We start from the raw sequence: 15,033 nt of genomic DNA, 5'->3' as shown, positions 1-15,033 counted from the left end.
TCAACCTCGCACGGTTTTGCGCCCGCGTGAAAAGTGCTTTTCAAGCACGCGCGACAGCATTGAAAGAGGGAAGGCGATAACAAAATAGAAGAGTCCTACCAGCAGGAAGACATGCATTGGCAGGAAGGTTTCCGAAGCGATGGCCCGCGCCGCCAGCATCAACTCATCGGTGGCGATCAGAGCGCACAATGAGCTGTCCTTGAGGATTGACACGTAGGCGTTAAGCAGTGGTGGCAGTATGACGCGAATCACTTGCGGCAGGATGACGGTAGTAAACGCTCTGAGCGGCGTCAGTCCGATGGCGATAGCGGCTTCGCGCTGGCCGCGATGCAGCGAATCCAGGCCGCCACGAAGGATTTCCGCAACGTAAGCGGCACCCTGCAACCCCAGACCGATGGCCCCGGCCCAGTAGCCGGACAACGTCAACCCCAGGCTGGGCAATGCGAAATACAGGGCCAGCAGCAACGCCAGAAGAGGCACAGCGCGCATGCTCTGAATAAAGAACGCTGCCAGCCGTTTCAGGATGACACTCGGACTTCTCATCGCCCAGACCAACAACGCCCCCAGCACGACTGCCAGGGCGAACCCCACCAGGGACAATTCGGCAGTGATCCGTGCCCCGAGCAACAGGCGAGCACTCCAGTCGCTCCAGTACTCTGGGTACTGTTGGAAAAAGCTGATCATCGCGCGCTCCCAAAATGACGTTCGAGGCGAATGAATCCCACACCGATCGGTAGAATCATCGCGGCGTAGATGCACATCACAGCCAAATAGATCAGTGAAGTCTGGAAGGTGGATGTCACCAGATTGCGCGCAAGGAACATGATTTCCGGCACGGCGATGGCCGAGGCGATGGACGTGTCCTTGATCAATTGCGTGACGTAGTTGGCGAACGCTGGCAACGTCACGCGCAGGGCCTGGGGCAAGAGAATGCAGCGCAAAATCTGCATCCGGCTCAGCCCCACAGCCAACCCGGCTTCATGCTGACCGACATGCAGCGACTGCAAGCCGCTACGGAAAATATCGGCCAACACCGCGCTGCCCACCAGACTCAATCCAACGATGGCGGCCAGCCACGCGGGCAAGTTGATGCCAAGGTAGGAGAGACCGAAATAGATCAGGAACAAATGAGCCAGCGCAGGAACATTGCGCATCCACTCAATGAAACAGCCGATCACCCCATGCAACACCCGTGATCGACTGAACGTCAGCAACACCGCCAGCACTACCCCTCCGACACTCGCCAGCAGCAAGGTACATAGCGCGATTTCCAGGGCGGTGAGCGCGCCTTTGAACAACAGAGGCAGTAGCCCGACAAAGACCTCGAAGTTCGCCATCAAGCGCCCTCCATGGCCATGCGCCCAAGAAAACTGCGGGTGCGCTCATGGCTTGGGTTGTCGATTACATGCGCCGAAGGCCCTTGCTCGATTATGTGTCCGCCATCCATGAAGATCACCCGATCCGCCACATCCCGAGCGAAGCGCACTTCATGGGTCACCATGATCATGGTGCGGCCCTCTTGCGCCAGCTCACGAATCACGGCCAGTACTTCCCCCACCAGTTCGGGGTCCAGTGCCGAGGTCGGCTCGTCGAACAGGATGACCTTCGGTTGTTGGGCCAACGCGCGGGCGATAGCGACTCGCTGTTGTTGTCCACCGGACAACTGCTCGGGGTAGACCTCGGCTTTATGCCGCAGATGGACTTTTTCCAGCATGGCATCGGCCAGCTCATAGGCCAGCTTTCGCGGCATACCCTGTGCCTTGATCGGCCCCAGCGCAACGTTGTCGCGTACGCTCAAATGTGGCCAGAGGTAAAAGAGCTGGAACACCATCGCGATCTCGCGACGCTGCGGAGCCATTTCCCGATCACTCATCAGACGTGTGCGTTTACCGTCCTTGACCTGGCCGATCAACTCATCCCCCAGCCAGATATCACCTCGAGTGGGTTTTTCCAGGTAATTGATGCAACGCAGGCACGTGGACTTTCCCGACCCGCTGGGGCCGATCAACGACAGGGTTTCACCGGCTTTCAACTCCAGGTTGATCCCTTTGAGTACTTCCAGATCACCATAACTTTTGTGCAGGTCATGCACTCGCAGCAACGCAGGTTCGGACGGGGTCGACATCTTGGTTAACCTCTTTTTTTTATAGACATGGCGATGAACCGGCACCGGGTACCGGGCCGATTCATCCGCTCAAGCGCTTACTTGCAGCCGGGCAGTTTCCAGTCCGCCGGACGGTCGACCCCCTGCCTCAGGTCCTTGCCTTCCGGCACATACCAGACATCCTGAGTCAGGCCGTAGCGGGCACCGATCGTGCGCATTTCACAGCTTTTCCAGAGGGTCTGGATCTGTTCGTTCACGGCAGCCACCAGCTGCGGGCTGGCCTCTTTGTTGAAGCCGTAAACCACCTGACCTAGCCCCGTCAGCAGTGGGAAATTCGGATCGTTGTCGGTGAAGGCGTTGAAACGCAGGTGCCACTGCTCGTTGCGAAAAATGGCGTATTGCATGACTGGAGGATCACCGATCACTGCATCGATGCGTCCGGCGAGAAGATCGCGCACCGCAGCATCGGAGGTGTCGTACAACGCAACTTGCAACCCTTCGATCTTGCGCATCTCTGGGATGAACGAGAAACCGGTGATGGTGCCGACCTTCTTGCCCTGCAAATCTTTGAGGCTGCTCCAGTTGGTCTTGTCGGTCTGGGTGATGCCGTTCTTGAAATAGTGAATCGGGTCACTCACGGTCATGATCTTCGCGCGCTGCTCGGTCCAGCCCATGGTGCCGGCCATGACATCCACGCGGTTAGCTTGTACCGAAGCGATGGTGCTGGCCCAGTCCATCAAGGCAGGCTTGACCTTCAAGCCCAGCTTCTCAGATATTTGTTGAAGGATTTCACCGTCATAGCCGACCATCCGGCTGTCTTGATAACCGGTCCCCGGCATATCGCCAGTGAACGCGATAGTAAGGCTTCCAGGCTCTACCGTTTCCAGTGCGAATGCCGGCACCGAGGCCAGCATGGATACCAGCAAACCCGCGTAGATACCGGCAAAACGTCGAACGTTGGGCTTCTTCATCACGTGCTCCCAGATTGCTTTTTTTATGAACAGCATGGTGTTAGGCAGAAGCTCATCGTATGGTGATGATCGGGATAACTGGTTGGATGCTTTGCAGGAATGATTGAACATTTGCGACATTTCGGAGATGCACTGCCCAACGCCTCCAGCGCAAGCCTCGTGGAAGCGCTTGACAAGGGTCAGGCACGACATCCGCCAAGCCGACGCGGCGCCACCGAGTTGTCTATAGGTATCGTGCTATGGCCGCGCTTCCCCTTGCTGTCACTCTCGGGGCTGACCGATGCGTTGCGACATGCTGCCGATACCGGCGATCTGAATCGCCCCTGGTTTCGTAGACACCTCCAAGCCTCATAATGAGGCCCAAATAGGAGGTGCCATGAGTCGTCAGCGTTACCCTGAAGAATTCAAGATCGAAGCGGTCAAGCAAGTGACCGAGAAAGGCAAGCCTGTCGCTGAGGTTGCCCAGCGCCTGGGCATGTCCGTGCACAGCCTTTACGCCTGGATCAAGGTCTACAGCAAGCCCCAAGAGCAGCGTCAGCAAGACAATGATCAGCAGGCCGAACTGCGCAAGCTGCGCGCTGAACTCAAGCGCGTGACGGAAGAGCGAGACATCTTAAAGAAGGCCGCCGCGTACTTTGCCAAGGAGTGCGGCTGAAGTACGCCTTCATCAAGAAGCACTCGACGGATTACCCGGTGCGGCGCCTTTGCCAAACCCTCAAGGTGCATCCCAGCGGCTACTACGCTTGGTTGGCGGAGCCTCAATCTGCCCGAGCAAAAGAAGATCATCGTCTGCTTGGTTTGATCAAACATGCTTGGCTCGAAAGCGGAGGTGTGTACGGCTATCGCAAAATTCATGGTGACCTGCGTGAGCTGGGAGAGACATGCGGGCGAAATCGAGTCGGTCGTTTGATGCAAGCAGAGGGGTTGCGTTCGCAAACGGGTTATCGCCGTCGTCCTGGGTTTTATGGCGGAAAACCAACCGTGGCCTCGCCCAACCACCTTGCCCGGCAGTTCAAGGTCAGCGAGCCGAACAAGGTCTGGGTGACAGATATCACTTACATCCGCACCTATGAAGGATGGCTTTATCTGGCGGTAGTGCTGGATCTCTTCTCACGCCAAGTAATTGGTTGGTCAATGAAGCCAAGGATGTGCAGCGACCTTGCTATCGACGCGATGCTGATGGCCGTTTGGCGACGCAAGCCACAGCAGCAAGTGATGATTCACTCAGACCAAGGCAGTCAGTTCAGTAGCTCAGATTGGCAAAGCTTCCTTAAGGCCAACAATGTGGTCAGCAGCATGAGCCGACGGGGAAACTGCCACGACAATGCCGTAGCCGAGAGCTTTTTCCAGCTTTTGAAGCGGGAACGGGTTCGACGAAAGACCTACGCGACACGTGACGAAGCCCGGAGTGATATTTTCGATTACATCGAGATGTTCTATAACCCAAAACGTCGACACAGCAGTGCTATGCAGCTGTCTCCAGTAGAGTATGAGAAACGCTATTTCCTGAGCTTGGAGAGTGTCTAGGAAACCAGGGGCGATTCAATCAGAGCCGCCCGATACGATGCCAATGGAAAGTCCTCGGTACCCCTGGGCAAAGAGTCATTTCCAGTTGCGGGCTGGATGTACCCATCGACAGTGAACTCACCGACCCTCATCAATTCGATTACATCGTGGTGATTGGTGGGCTACTGGACTACCTGGAGGCAGCGCCGAAGACTTATCCGGCATTCCTGCATCAGGCAGCCGCCGCTGACGTGCCTTTGATCGGCCTATGCACAGGCAGCTTCGTGCTCGCGCGACATAGCCTGATGGAGGGACGTACTGCCTGTGTGCATGCCTACCATTGCGATGACTGGAAACGTCTGTTCCCACGATTGCGCTTTGTCAGCAACAGTGACTTCCTCATCGACAAGGATCGGATCACCTGCGCAGGTGGTATCTCGGTGATCGAGTTGGCCATCCATCTTATCGGGATGCATTGCGGCCCGGATCGGGCCGGCAAGGTCGTTCACCAGATGACAGTTGCGAAAAGCAGTTCTGGCAGTTTCGTCGATCGGCGCAAGGCACTCGGCTACGCCAGCTCTTCGAACAGGCGCCTGCACGAAGCCGTGATGCTGATGGAAAAGCACATGACCGAGCCTTTGGATATCGACGCGATCGCGAACCTTGTCGGTACCAGTAAACGGCAACTGGAGCGTCTGTTTGTCGCCGAAACCAGTAGTACTCCGGCCCAGTTCTATCGCCAGGTTCGACTCAGGTTTGGCCGCTGGCTGCTCATCAGCTCGGATCGACATATCGGAGAAATCGCTTTCGAATGCGGTTTTGCCGATGCTCCCCATTTCATTCGGCATTTCCAGAACCTGTTCGGCATGTCCCCCGGCAAATTGCGCAAAGAGCTGATGCGAAACGCGACCCCGACCAAGGGGGAAACAGTTTCATGAATAGTGAACATTGACCCGTCGCGGGGCAGAATATGACTTCCCCGCCCCTTGTGGGAGATTCTATGGTTTTCAGCAAGCCAGTTTCGCGCCTTTAGTGACGTATTCGTCCTGATTTTTCATCAGGGCGAATGCCACCCGCGCGAGCTTTCTTGCCAGGATTACCAACGCTTGGGTTGTTGCTTTACCACTGCTCCGATGCTGTTCGTAAAGCCCTTTCCAGGCTGCCGATCTGCTGGCCGCCATCGCAGCGTTGTGCAATAAGCGACGAATTTCTGAACAACCTCGCTTGGTGAGGCGACGTCGCCCATTCTTCTGTCCGGAATCACTGACTCGTAAATCCATTCCTAGGAATGCAATGTACGAGTCACTGCTTTTGAACTCGCCCCTTGTAAAAGCCATCACCAATGCTGCGGCGGTGAGAAAACCAATGCCCTCTACTGCCTGGCAGCGAGCGACTTGTTCCTGCAGCCCAGCGTCTCGCAGTACTTCTTTAATCTTCTTTTGAATCAACTGATCCAGCCGATCTATCGACTTCACAAAAGTTTCGAAGGCGGCTTTCAAAAGGCTTTCGTTAGCCCAGCTCTGAGTCATTGCAGTACGAGCAGTCACCAAGGCGGCTCTGCGTCGCAAGAGGCTCTGAAGCTTGCCGTAGACAGCGGGAGGCGGGCTCCAAGGGCGAAGGTCCTCGCCTTCATTTTTTAAAAAACGGGACAGCAACCGAGCATCGGAGGGGTCGGTTTTAACCCGTCCCCCAACACTCTTCCGGTAGTTGCTCAATTGAAAACCATCGATGACATAGACCTCGAAGCCTAGGCTGTGGGCCAATTCAACCAGGTCCAAGTGATAGACGTTGGTCGCCTCAACAGCGATAGCGGTGTTGAGGGGTTGTTGCTTGAGCCACCTTCTGATCTCGAGTTTGGAGTTTTTGAGCCTGATGATCTCGTCGCGATCATCGTGGTGGATAACCAGCTCAGCTTTCGCGACATCCGCACCCACGATCAACTTACCTACCTGCATTGCCATGGGCCGCTCCTCACGTTATGGTTTTTCGGCTTGAAGGGGTTTCACCAAGAGGCGCTGGCTTGTTTCTATCGTCGCTTGCAAACGATGCATTCTTTATCGGCGCTTTGGTGGAAGGGGTGGGGCGATGTCTCCCACGGTCTGTACTACTGTGAACAGTCAGAATCGGGCATTTAGTCCCACCACCCCTTCAAGTCTAACCATACAAGCGGGCTTGCCCGCGAAGTGGCCCGACCAGCCAGCACACAAGGACTTGCCATGCACCTGACCCACCGCCCCGTACGGCCCGACGATATCCCTGGAATCTGCAGCTTCCCGCAAAGCCCGGCCGAACTGTTCTACATGTTCCCCAAAGCCAAGTACCCTCTCTCCCCCGCCCAACTGAACGATGCCATCGCCCAGCGCAGCGGCTCCACGGTGGTGGAGGGCAACGGCACGGTGCTGGCATTCGCCAACTTCTACAAGGCCGAACACGGCGGCGTGTGCGCCCTGGGCAACGTGGTCGTGGCCCACGCCGCACGCGGCCACGGCGTAGCGCGCTACCTGGTAACTACCATGATCGAACTGGCCCGCCAACAGTTCGCAGCCCGGGAGGTCTGGGTGTCGTGCTTCAACCACAACACAGCGGGCCTGCTGCTTTATCCACAGCTGGGCTTCGTGCCGTTCGGCATCGATGAACGGCAGGCGTGGGATGGCTCGCGGGTGGCGTTAGTGCAGATGAAACAGGTGTTTATCCAACCCGGCTGAGCCAGCGAGGCACTGCATGGGGCTGGACGAGAAGATCCAAAATCCCTTGCAACAATCACACACAGAACCTTCGCCCTACCTCGACGTCGGATCCTGCATCTGCCAATTTTCGAGGTAGCCCGCGTGAAAGACATCATTGTCCGCAAGTACCGCCTGGCGGTGAAGACCATCGGCTATATCGGCTGGTCGCTGTTCTGGCTGCTGATCTGGGATGTGCTGGTCACCATCGATTTCATGCTGTTCTTCAACAGCAAGTTCACCCTGCCGTTGATCCCGCTGACCTTGCTTGGCTCGGCGCTGGTGGTGCTGGTGAGCTTTCGCAACAGCAGCGCCTACAACCGCTGGTGGGAAGCTCGCACATTGTGGGGGGCGTTGGTGAACAGTTCACGCAGTTTCGCGCGGCAGGCGCTGACGCTGATCGATGACCCGGATGATGGCCTGAACCCGGTCAAGGCTACCCTGCTGCGTCGGCATATCGCCTATGTAAACTGCCTGGCGGCGCACCTGAAGGGCGAGCGCTGCCCGGATGAACTGATGGCGTTCATTCCGCCAGCGGAATTCGAGCGGCGCAACCGCTCGAACAATTTCGCCAACGACATTCTGAGTGGTTCGGCGGCGTTGCTGGCGCGGGAGTACCAGGCCGGGCGGCTGGACAGCATTCGCCTGGCAAGGCTGGAATCGACGCTGGTGGACCTGTCCAATGCCCAAGGTGGCATGGAACGGATCGCCAATACGCCACTGCCCTACCCTTACGTGTACTTTCCGCGGCTGTTCATCACCCTGTTCTGCCTGATCGTACCGGTGGGGCTGGTGGAGTCGCTGGGCTGGTTCACGCCGCTGGCATCGACGGTGGTGGGCTTCATGCTGCTGGCCATCGAGCGGATCGGGACGGATTTGCAGAGCCCGTTCAGGTTCAGTGAGCATCAGATCCAGATGGACAGCATTTGCGAGACGATCGAGCGGAATCTGGAGTCGATGCAGCGGGAGGCGCAGTGTGGGGAGTTGGCTTAGTGCCAGACCTCAACTGCCCTATCGGCGGCAAGCCATCTCCCACAGGGGCCGTGGAATCCTGTGACCTTGCACCGTATCTGTGGGAGCTGGCTTGCCGGCGATAGGGCCGCAACGCGGCCCCGGCTATCTGTCAGGCCCGCACATAGCGCTGGCGCAACACATCACTCAACGCATCCACCAGTAACACCAGCACCAGCATCCCCATGATCACCGTGCTGGCCTGGGCCTCCTGGAACAAACTCAAGGTTGTGTACAGCATCTGCCCCAACCCGCCAGCCCCGACAAATCCCAGCACGCTCGCCATGCGGATGTTGTTTTCCCACCGATACAAGCTATAAGCCAGCAACTGCGGCCACAGATTGGGCAAGGTGCCAAAGCAGAATGCCGCCACCTGGCTACCGCCCTGCAAGCGGATGGCAGCTGCGGGCTCCGGCGGTGCGTTCTCCAGCGCCTCGGCAAACAGCCGCCCCAGCACGCCAGCGGTATGCAGCGCCAAGGCCAGGGTGCCAGCATTCGGCCCAAGCCCGGCCGCCAGTACCGTCAGCGCGGCCCACACCAGTTCCGGGATGGCCCGCAGGGCATTCAGCAACAACCGCGCACAGGCCTGCAGCGGCCAACCGAACCGGCCAGCGGCCGGCAGCGCCAACAGCATGCCCAGCAGCATGGCCAACAAGGTGCCCAGGCCGGACATGGCCAAGGTTTCCAGCGCCCCATGCGCTACCGCGCGCAGATGCCCGGCAGACAGGTCAGGGTGCAGGAAACGCCCGGCATATTCGCCCATCTGCCCCAGCCCGCCGTTGCCGACCAGCGCCTGCAAGTCCAGCTTCAGGTAGGCGAACGAGGCCATCACTGCAGCCACGATGGCGCCGAGCACCAGCCAGTTGATGACCCGGTTCATGCAAGCCTCCAGCGCAGGAAGCGGCTGAGCAGGTCGGCCAGCATCACCAGGACCAGGAACGTCAGCAGCATGCTTGCCACTTCCGCTCCCGCGAACATGCGCATCGACAGGTCGATCTGCTGCCCCAGCCCGCCAGCACCGACAAAGCCCATCACCACTGAGGCGCGTACCGCGCACTCCCAGCGGTACACGGTGTAGGACACCACTTCGGACACCGCACTGGGCAGGATGCCGTAGAAAAACGCAGCCAGGCGGCCACTACCCGCCTGCAGCAAGGCATGCGCCGGGCGCTGGTCGACCGATTCGAAGATCTCGGCATACACCTTGCCAAGCATACCGCTGTAGGTAATGGCGATAGCCAGCACGCCCGCCGTCGGCCCCAGCCCGACGGCGCGCACGAACAGCAACGCCCAGACGATTTCCGGCACACTGCGCAAGAAAATCAGCAACCAGCGTACCGGCAGGCGTAGCAGACGCGACCACAACCCGGCGCGACCGCCATGTGAGGCGGCATGCAGCGACAAGGCTCGGCTGGCCAGCAACCCGGCAGGGACCGCCAGCAGCAACGCCAACGCCATGCCGGCCGTGGCCACGGCCAGGGTCTGCAAGGTGGCCTCATAAAGCAGGGAAAGGAAGTCGGCATCGTGTGCTGGTGGCCAGAAGGCACTGGTGAAACTGGCGATCTGCTGGCGATTCTCCGCTTGAAGCAGGACCGCCGGGTTCAATTCGCTCAGCTGCACGCCAGGCCACAGCACCGCCACAGCCAGCAGGGTCAGCAGCAACCGATGCAACAGCGCCGGGTCGCGGGCATCAAGTTTCAACATCGCGGTATCTGCACGGTCAGGGTCGGCCCCTGGCTCGGTGGTGAGGCCAGTTGTTCATTCGCATACAACGCATCCAGCAACTGCTCGGTCACCGCTTGCGCCGGGCAGTCGAACACCACCTGCCCTTCGCGGATACCAATCACCCGCGGAAAGTGCGCCAGCGCCAGGTCCACGGCATGCAGGCTCGCCACCAGAGTGACGCCATTGGCCTGTGCGTGGCGGTTGAGCAAGGCCAGACTGTGGTCAGCCAGCACCGGGTCCATGGCCGACACCGGCTCGTCGGTCAACAAGACCTGCGGCCGCTGGTACAGCGCCCGGGCAATGCCCACACGCTGCAACTGGCCACCGGACAATTGCCCGCACTGTACGAAGAGTTTGTCGGCCAACCCCAGCTCGGCCAGTACCTGGCGCGCCCCCGGCACATCGCAGGGGTACAGCAGGTTGAACAGGCCACGCAGCATGCCCCACTGCCCCAGGCGGCCGGCCAGCACTGCCGTCACCACCCGCTGGCGCGGCGGCAAGGGCGGTGCCTGATGCACCAGGCCTACCCGCGCACGCAGGCGCTGGCGGGCTCTGGAGGACAACGCCCATGGCTGCTCGCCGAGCAGTTCCAGGCGCCCGCTGCTGGGCTGGACGGCGGTCGCCATCAGGTGCAACAAGCTGGACTTGCCCGCCCCCGACGGGCCTATGATGGCGACGCGCTCGCCCTGGCCGATGCTCAGGCTCACGGCATCAAGCGCACGCACCTGGCCATGGCGCAGCCCGGCCTCGTGCAGATGGATCGCCACATTGGAAGCCACTGTCGATATCACTTGAGCAGGCCGGCCTCGCGCGCAGCCTGCTCGGTGCCCACGTAGTTCTCAGGTTTGGTCTCGATGAAGCGGCTGGCCGCCTGCAGGTCGAGGATCGCCTTGTGCTCCGGGTTGGCCGGGTCGAGGTCGAGGAAGGCTTTCTTGATCTTCTCTTTCAGCGCCGGGTCCATGTTGCCGCGCACGGTCCAGTTGTAGTCGAAGTAGGTCGGGGTGGTGGCGAAAACCTTCACCTTGGCGGTATCGACCTTGCCGGCATCCACCAGCTTCTGCCAAACGCTGGCATTGAGCACGCCGCCATCGACCTTGCCGGCCTGCACCCAGGCCACAGTGGCATCGTGGGCGCCGGAGTAGGCAACGCGACCGAAGTAGTCTTCAGGCTTGATATTGTCCTGCTTGAGCATGAAGTAACGCGGCATCAGGCTGCCCGAGGTGGATGAGATGGAACCGAAGGCAAACGACTTGCCCTTGAGGTCGGCCAGGCTCTTCACATCAGGGTTGGCGGTGATGAATTTGGAAGTGAACTGCGCATCCTGTTCACGCTGCACCAGCGGCGTGGCGGCAGGGTCCTTCAAGTGCACCTGAACGAAGGTGAAGCCCCCCAGCCAGGCCAGGTCCAGGCGGTTGGAAGCCAGCGATTCGACTACCGCCGGGTAATCGGCCACCGGCACGAACTTCACCTCCATGCCCAACTGCTTGGCCAGGTACTCGCCCAACGGTTTGAACTTGCGCTGCAGTTCGGTCGGTGCTTCGTCAGGGATGGCGCTGACCCGCAGAGTGTCGGCGGCCTGGGCGACAACGGCGCAGCAAGACAGCACGAGGCCGGCGGCGAGCGCCAGAGGGCGTTTGAGCATGGGGTGTTCTCCGGTTCAATAGCGGGGAAATGTCGGCCTATACGCCGACGACGGGAATTATAAGAGGCGCAGGCGCAAAGGCCAGCTTTGCTACAATCGCGCATCAAATTGACCTCCTGAGGTGCACATGAGCGAGCCGATTCGCCTGACCCAGTACAGCCATGGTGCCGGCTGTGGCTGCAAGATATCCCCCAAGGTGCTGGATGTGATCCTCGCAGAAAGCGGCGCCCAGGCCCTGGACCCGAAACTGTGGGTGGGCAACGCCTCGCGCGACGACGCTGCCGTGTACGCGCTGGATGACGAGCGCGGCGTGGTTTCGACCACCGACTTCTTCATGCCGATCGTCGATGACCCGTACGACTTCGGCCGTATCGCCGCCACCAACGCCATCAGCGACATCTACGCCATGGGCGGCGACCCGCTGATGGCCATTGCCATTCTCGGCTGGCCGGTCAACGTGCTGCCACCAGAAGTGGCCCGCGAAGTGATCCGCGGCGGCCGTGCGGTATGCGCCGAAGCCGGTATCCCGCTGGCCGGCGGCCACTCCATCGACGCCCCCGAGCCGATCTTCGGCCTGGCCGTCACCGGCGTGGTCAGCAAGCGTCACCTCAAGCGCAACGACACCGCCAGCGCAGGCTGCCGCCTGTATCTGACCAAGCCACTGGGTATCGGCATCCTCACCACCGCCGAGAAAAAGGCCAAGCTGCGCACCCAGGACCAGGGCCTTGCCCGCGACTGGATGTGCACCCTCAACACGCCCGGCAGCCGCTTCGGCAAGCTTGACGGGGTCAGGGCCATGACCGACGTCACCGGTTTCGGCCTGCTCGGCCACCTGGTGGAACTGGCCGAGGGCAGTGGCCTTACCGCTCATTTGGACTATGCCGCCGTCCCGCGCCTGCCCAGCGTCGACCACTACCTGGCCGAGGGCTGCATCCCCGGCGGCACTCTGCGCAACTTCGACAGCTATGGCCACAAGATCGGCACCCTGAGCGACGACCAGAAGCATCTGCTATGCGACCCGCAGACCAGCGGTGGCCTGCTGGTGGCGGTTACCCCGGAGGGTGAAGCCGAGTTCCTCGCGGTGGCCGCCGAACTGGGCCTGCAACTGGCGCCGATCGGCAAGCTGGTCGAGCGACAGAGCCACGCGGTCGAGGTGATCTGATGCGCCCCGACTGCACCGACTTCCGCCAGTTGTTCCTCGACGACGTGCCGATGATGGACATGCGTGCACCTGTCGAATTTGCCAAGGGCGCCTTCCCGGGTGCCGTCAACCTGCCACTGATGAATGACCAGGAGCGGCAAAAGGTCGGCACCTGCTACAAGCAGAAGGGCCAGGCTGAAGCCATCGTTCTGGGCCACAAGCTAGTCAGCGGTGAGATCAAGCAGGCACGTCTGGAGGCCTGGGCAAAGTTCGCCGAGGATCACCCGGAAGGCTACCTGTACTGCTTCCGTGGCGGCCTGCGCTCGCATCTTGTCCAGAAAGTGCTGCGCGATGAGAAGGGCATCCACTACCCCCTCGTCGAGGGCGGCTACAAGGCCATGCGCCACTTCCTGCTGGAGACTACCCAACAGGCGGTCGCGCAATGTGATTTCGTGCTAGTGGGCGGCCTGACCGGCACCGGCAAGACCGAAGTGCTGCACCTACTGGACAACGAGCTGGACCTGGAGGGCTACGCCAACCATCGCGGTTCCAGCTTTGGCAAGCGCGCCACTGCACAGCCAGCGCAGATCGACTTCGAGAACAGGCTGGCCATAGACGTGTTGAAAAAACGCGCCCGGGGTATCGAGCAGTTCGTGCTGGAAGACGAAGGCCGAATCGTGGGCAGCTGCACCGTACCGCTGGAGTTGTACCAGGGCATGCAGCAATACCCGCTGGTGTGGCTGGAAGACAGTTTGGCCAACCGCGTGGAGCGTATCCTGCGCGACTACGTGATCGACCTGAGCGCCGAGTTCGTCAGCCTGCATGGTGAAGAAGATGGCCGGCGGCTATTTGCCGAGACACTTCTGCAGAGCATGGGCAGGATTCAAAAGCGCCTCGGCGGCGAGCGCCATCAGCGGCTGTCGGAAATCCTGCGCCAGGCGCTGGACGAGCAGCAGCGCAGTGGTTCGGTAGAGTTGCACCGGGTCTTCATCGAAAGCTTGCTGAGCGAGTATTACGACCCGATGTATGCCTACCAGCGTGCAGCGAAAGCAGAGCGTATCGAGTTTGCCGGGGATGCGGTGGAAGTGCGCGAGTATCTCAAGGCCCGGGCGCTGCGCGAACCACGCAAGTAAAAACGGGGCCGCTTCGCGCCCCATCGCCGGCAAGCCAGCTCCCACAGGTATTGCACTGCCTGACAGGGTATGCGCTCCCTGTGGGAGCTGGCTTGCCGGCGATAGGGCCAGTACTGGCAGTACTCACTGCCCAGGGCTGAGCACGCGCTCCAGCTCCGCCGCCCGGTCGCGGGTCATGTCCATCACACAGGACCCACCTTCCAGCTGTGCCATGGTCCCGCCACTGGCCTGCACATGGAACCCGCAATTGCCATCGCGGTAGGCAAGCCACTTGCGCTGCACATCACGCAGGCTCTTCTGCTGCCCGGCATCCAGCTTGCCCATCAATTGCTTGTACACCCGGTTCAAACGCTGGTCCTGCAACTGCGTCTCGGCCCGAATGCACTCGCTCATGGCCACGGTACTGGACGCCTTGTCCATGCACTGCCCGTATCCCGGCGTGTAATCATCCGCCAGGGCAAGCGGCAGCACACAGGCCAATGCCAGGCCCGTCAGGTAATGCTTGGTCATAAACTCTCCTTGTGGGCATCACAGCGTCTGCGGCTGTTCCGGTGGCATCAGCACATTGCCCGGCTCGAAGCGCAGCGACGGCATCTGCGTTGCCGCATAAAACATCACGCCAAGCGCCGCGATCAACACCACATCCAGCCAGCTCCAGCCCGGCATGTCGTCGGCGCTGCGTGCCCTCCAGCAATGCCAGGCCTGGCCCATGCAAAACACCACCATTGCCGCCAGCCACAGGTAGAAACCGGCACCAAAACCGGTCAGGTCATGGAACTCATAGCTCTGATTGTCCGGCAGGCGGTCAATTCCAAAGCTGCTGGCCGCCAGATACACAGCCACCAGCCCGACCAGCAAGGCCAGACGACGAAAGCGCCGATGGGCAAGGATTGCCAAGGCCAGCAGCGGGTTGGCAAACCACTGGTACAACCCGAAGGGCATGCCCCAAGGCCCGTACAACAGCATCTGCAGGGCCGGCATGTGGCGGTCACCACTCATCAGCGCGCCGTCGAAGAACAGTGCGAGCAGGTAAAGCAGCAGGCTGGCGCTCAGGTAGAAAACTGGCAAGAGATTTAC

At 60.3% G+C, this 15,033-nt stretch carries 17 protein-coding genes; 6 read left to right on the top strand and 11 right to left on the bottom strand.

Annotated features, from left to right (window positions below; all coding sequences use genetic code 11):
- The 4 genes from NY023_RS04575 to NY023_RS04560 form a co-directional block, all read right to left on the bottom strand.
- Positions 1 to 684: an amino acid ABC transporter permease gene (locus NY023_RS04575; RefSeq protein ID WP_013971002.1), complete on the bottom strand. Its 684-nt coding sequence runs from the start codon at positions 682 to 684 to the stop codon at positions 1 to 3.
- Positions 681 to 1,337 carry an amino acid ABC transporter permease gene (locus tag NY023_RS04570; protein WP_013971001.1) on the bottom strand — a complete coding sequence of 219 codons (657 nt, stop codon included), beginning with the start codon at positions 1,335 to 1,337 and terminating at the stop codon, positions 681 to 683. The genes NY023_RS04575 and NY023_RS04570 overlap by 4 nt, the downstream gene beginning before the upstream one ends.
- The gene (locus NY023_RS04565; RefSeq protein ID WP_013971000.1) at positions 1,337 to 2,125 is read right to left on the bottom strand and encodes an amino acid ABC transporter ATP-binding protein; all 789 of its coding nucleotides are present in this window, start codon (positions 2,123 to 2,125) and stop codon (positions 1,337 to 1,339) included. The genes NY023_RS04570 and NY023_RS04565 overlap by 1 nt, the downstream gene beginning before the upstream one ends.
- Positions 2,126 to 2,202: 77 nt before the next feature.
- Positions 2,203 to 3,075: a substrate-binding periplasmic protein gene (locus NY023_RS04560; protein WP_024086300.1), complete on the bottom strand. Its 873-nt coding sequence runs from the start codon at positions 3,073 to 3,075 to the stop codon at positions 2,203 to 2,205.
- A gap of 376 nt (positions 3,076 to 3,451) precedes the next feature.
- Between NY023_RS04560 and NY023_RS04555 the strand changes: the two genes are divergently transcribed.
- Positions 3,452 to 4,602 (top strand): IS3 family transposase gene (locus NY023_RS04555; RefSeq protein ID WP_085982912.1). Its coding sequence is split into 2 segments (ribosomal slippage): positions 3,452 to 3,695 and positions 3,695 to 4,602, totalling 1,152 coding nucleotides; the frame shifts between segments, so codons are not numbered across the junction.
- 32 nt (positions 4,603 to 4,634) lie between these two features.
- Positions 4,635 to 5,519 (top strand): GlxA family transcriptional regulator, encoded by an 885-nt coding sequence (locus NY023_RS04550; RefSeq protein ID WP_080563736.1) that lies wholly within the window; start codon positions 4,635 to 4,637, stop codon positions 5,517 to 5,519.
- A gap of 69 nt (positions 5,520 to 5,588) precedes the next feature.
- Here the strand turns inward: NY023_RS04550 and NY023_RS04545 are convergent, their stop codons facing one another.
- The gene (locus NY023_RS04545; protein WP_013970314.1) at positions 5,589 to 6,542 is read right to left on the bottom strand and encodes an IS110 family transposase; all 954 of its coding nucleotides are present in this window, start codon (positions 6,540 to 6,542) and stop codon (positions 5,589 to 5,591) included.
- Between the two features lie 255 nt (positions 6,543 to 6,797).
- Between NY023_RS04545 and NY023_RS04540 the strand changes: the two genes are divergently transcribed.
- Positions 6,798 to 7,286, top strand: a complete 489-nt coding sequence (locus NY023_RS04540; RefSeq protein WP_013970997.1) for a GNAT family N-acetyltransferase — start codon at positions 6,798 to 6,800, stop codon at positions 7,284 to 7,286.
- Positions 7,287 to 7,409: 123 nt separating this feature from the next.
- On the top strand, positions 7,410 to 8,297 hold the full coding sequence (locus NY023_RS04535) for a bestrophin family protein (protein ID WP_013970996.1): 888 nt from the start codon (positions 7,410 to 7,412) through the stop codon (positions 8,295 to 8,297).
- Positions 8,298 to 8,427: 130 nt separating this feature from the next.
- On the opposite strand, the gene phnE is transcribed toward NY023_RS04535, so the two are convergent.
- Genes phnE through NY023_RS04515 form a run of 4 tightly spaced genes read right to left on the bottom strand, consistent with a single transcriptional unit; the run spans position 8,428 to position 11,682 of the window.
- Positions 8,428 to 9,195 (bottom strand): phosphonate ABC transporter, permease protein PhnE, encoded by a 768-nt coding sequence (gene phnE / locus NY023_RS04530; protein WP_013970995.1) that lies wholly within the window; start codon positions 9,193 to 9,195, stop codon positions 8,428 to 8,430.
- Entirely contained in the window at positions 9,192 to 10,019 is an 828-nt protein-coding gene (locus NY023_RS04525) for a PhnE/PtxC family ABC transporter permease (protein WP_013970994.1), read from the bottom strand. The genes phnE and NY023_RS04525 overlap by 4 nt, the downstream gene beginning before the upstream one ends.
- Positions 10,013 to 10,807, bottom strand: coding sequence for a phosphonate ABC transporter ATP-binding protein (locus NY023_RS04520; RefSeq protein ID WP_013970993.1), 795 nt, complete (start codon positions 10,805 to 10,807; stop codon positions 10,013 to 10,015). Before NY023_RS04520 ends, NY023_RS04525 begins: the two co-directional genes overlap by 7 nt.
- 20 nt (positions 10,808 to 10,827) lie before the next feature.
- Complete coding sequence (locus NY023_RS04515; RefSeq protein ID WP_013970992.1) at positions 10,828 to 11,682, bottom strand: putative selenate ABC transporter substrate-binding protein; 855 nt, start codon at positions 11,680 to 11,682, stop codon at positions 10,828 to 10,830.
- 127 nt (positions 11,683 to 11,809) lie between these two features.
- Between NY023_RS04515 and selD the strand changes: the two genes are divergently transcribed.
- Together selD and mnmH are read left to right on the top strand one after the other, a co-directional pair.
- A complete protein-coding gene (gene selD, locus NY023_RS04510; RefSeq protein WP_023661249.1) occupies positions 11,810 to 12,844 on the top strand; it encodes a selenide, water dikinase SelD in 1,035 nt (344 codons plus the stop codon).
- Positions 12,844 to 13,956, top strand: a complete 1,113-nt coding sequence (mnmH, locus tag NY023_RS04505) for a tRNA 2-selenouridine(34) synthase MnmH (protein WP_013970990.1) — start codon at positions 12,844 to 12,846, stop codon at positions 13,954 to 13,956. Before selD ends, mnmH begins: the two co-directional genes overlap by 1 nt.
- A gap of 123 nt (positions 13,957 to 14,079) precedes the next feature.
- On the opposite strand, the gene NY023_RS04500 is transcribed toward mnmH, so the two are convergent.
- Positions 14,080 to 14,466, bottom strand: coding sequence for a lysozyme inhibitor LprI family protein (locus NY023_RS04500; protein ID WP_013970989.1), 387 nt, complete (start codon positions 14,464 to 14,466; stop codon positions 14,080 to 14,082).
- 18 nt (positions 14,467 to 14,484) lie between these two features.
- Positions 14,485 to 15,024 (bottom strand): hypothetical protein, encoded by a 540-nt coding sequence (locus NY023_RS04495; protein WP_013970988.1) that lies wholly within the window; start codon positions 15,022 to 15,024, stop codon positions 14,485 to 14,487.
- Between the last annotated feature and the right edge of the window lie 9 nt (positions 15,025 to 15,033).

The organism is Pseudomonas sp. NBB (assembly GCF_032701105.1).
In the GTDB taxonomy this organism is placed as follows: domain Bacteria; phylum Pseudomonadota; class Gammaproteobacteria; order Pseudomonadales; family Pseudomonadaceae; genus Aquipseudomonas; species Aquipseudomonas asiatica.
The sequence above is the reverse complement of the archived record's forward strand: the minus strand, read 5'-3'. Positions and strand labels throughout refer to the sequence as shown.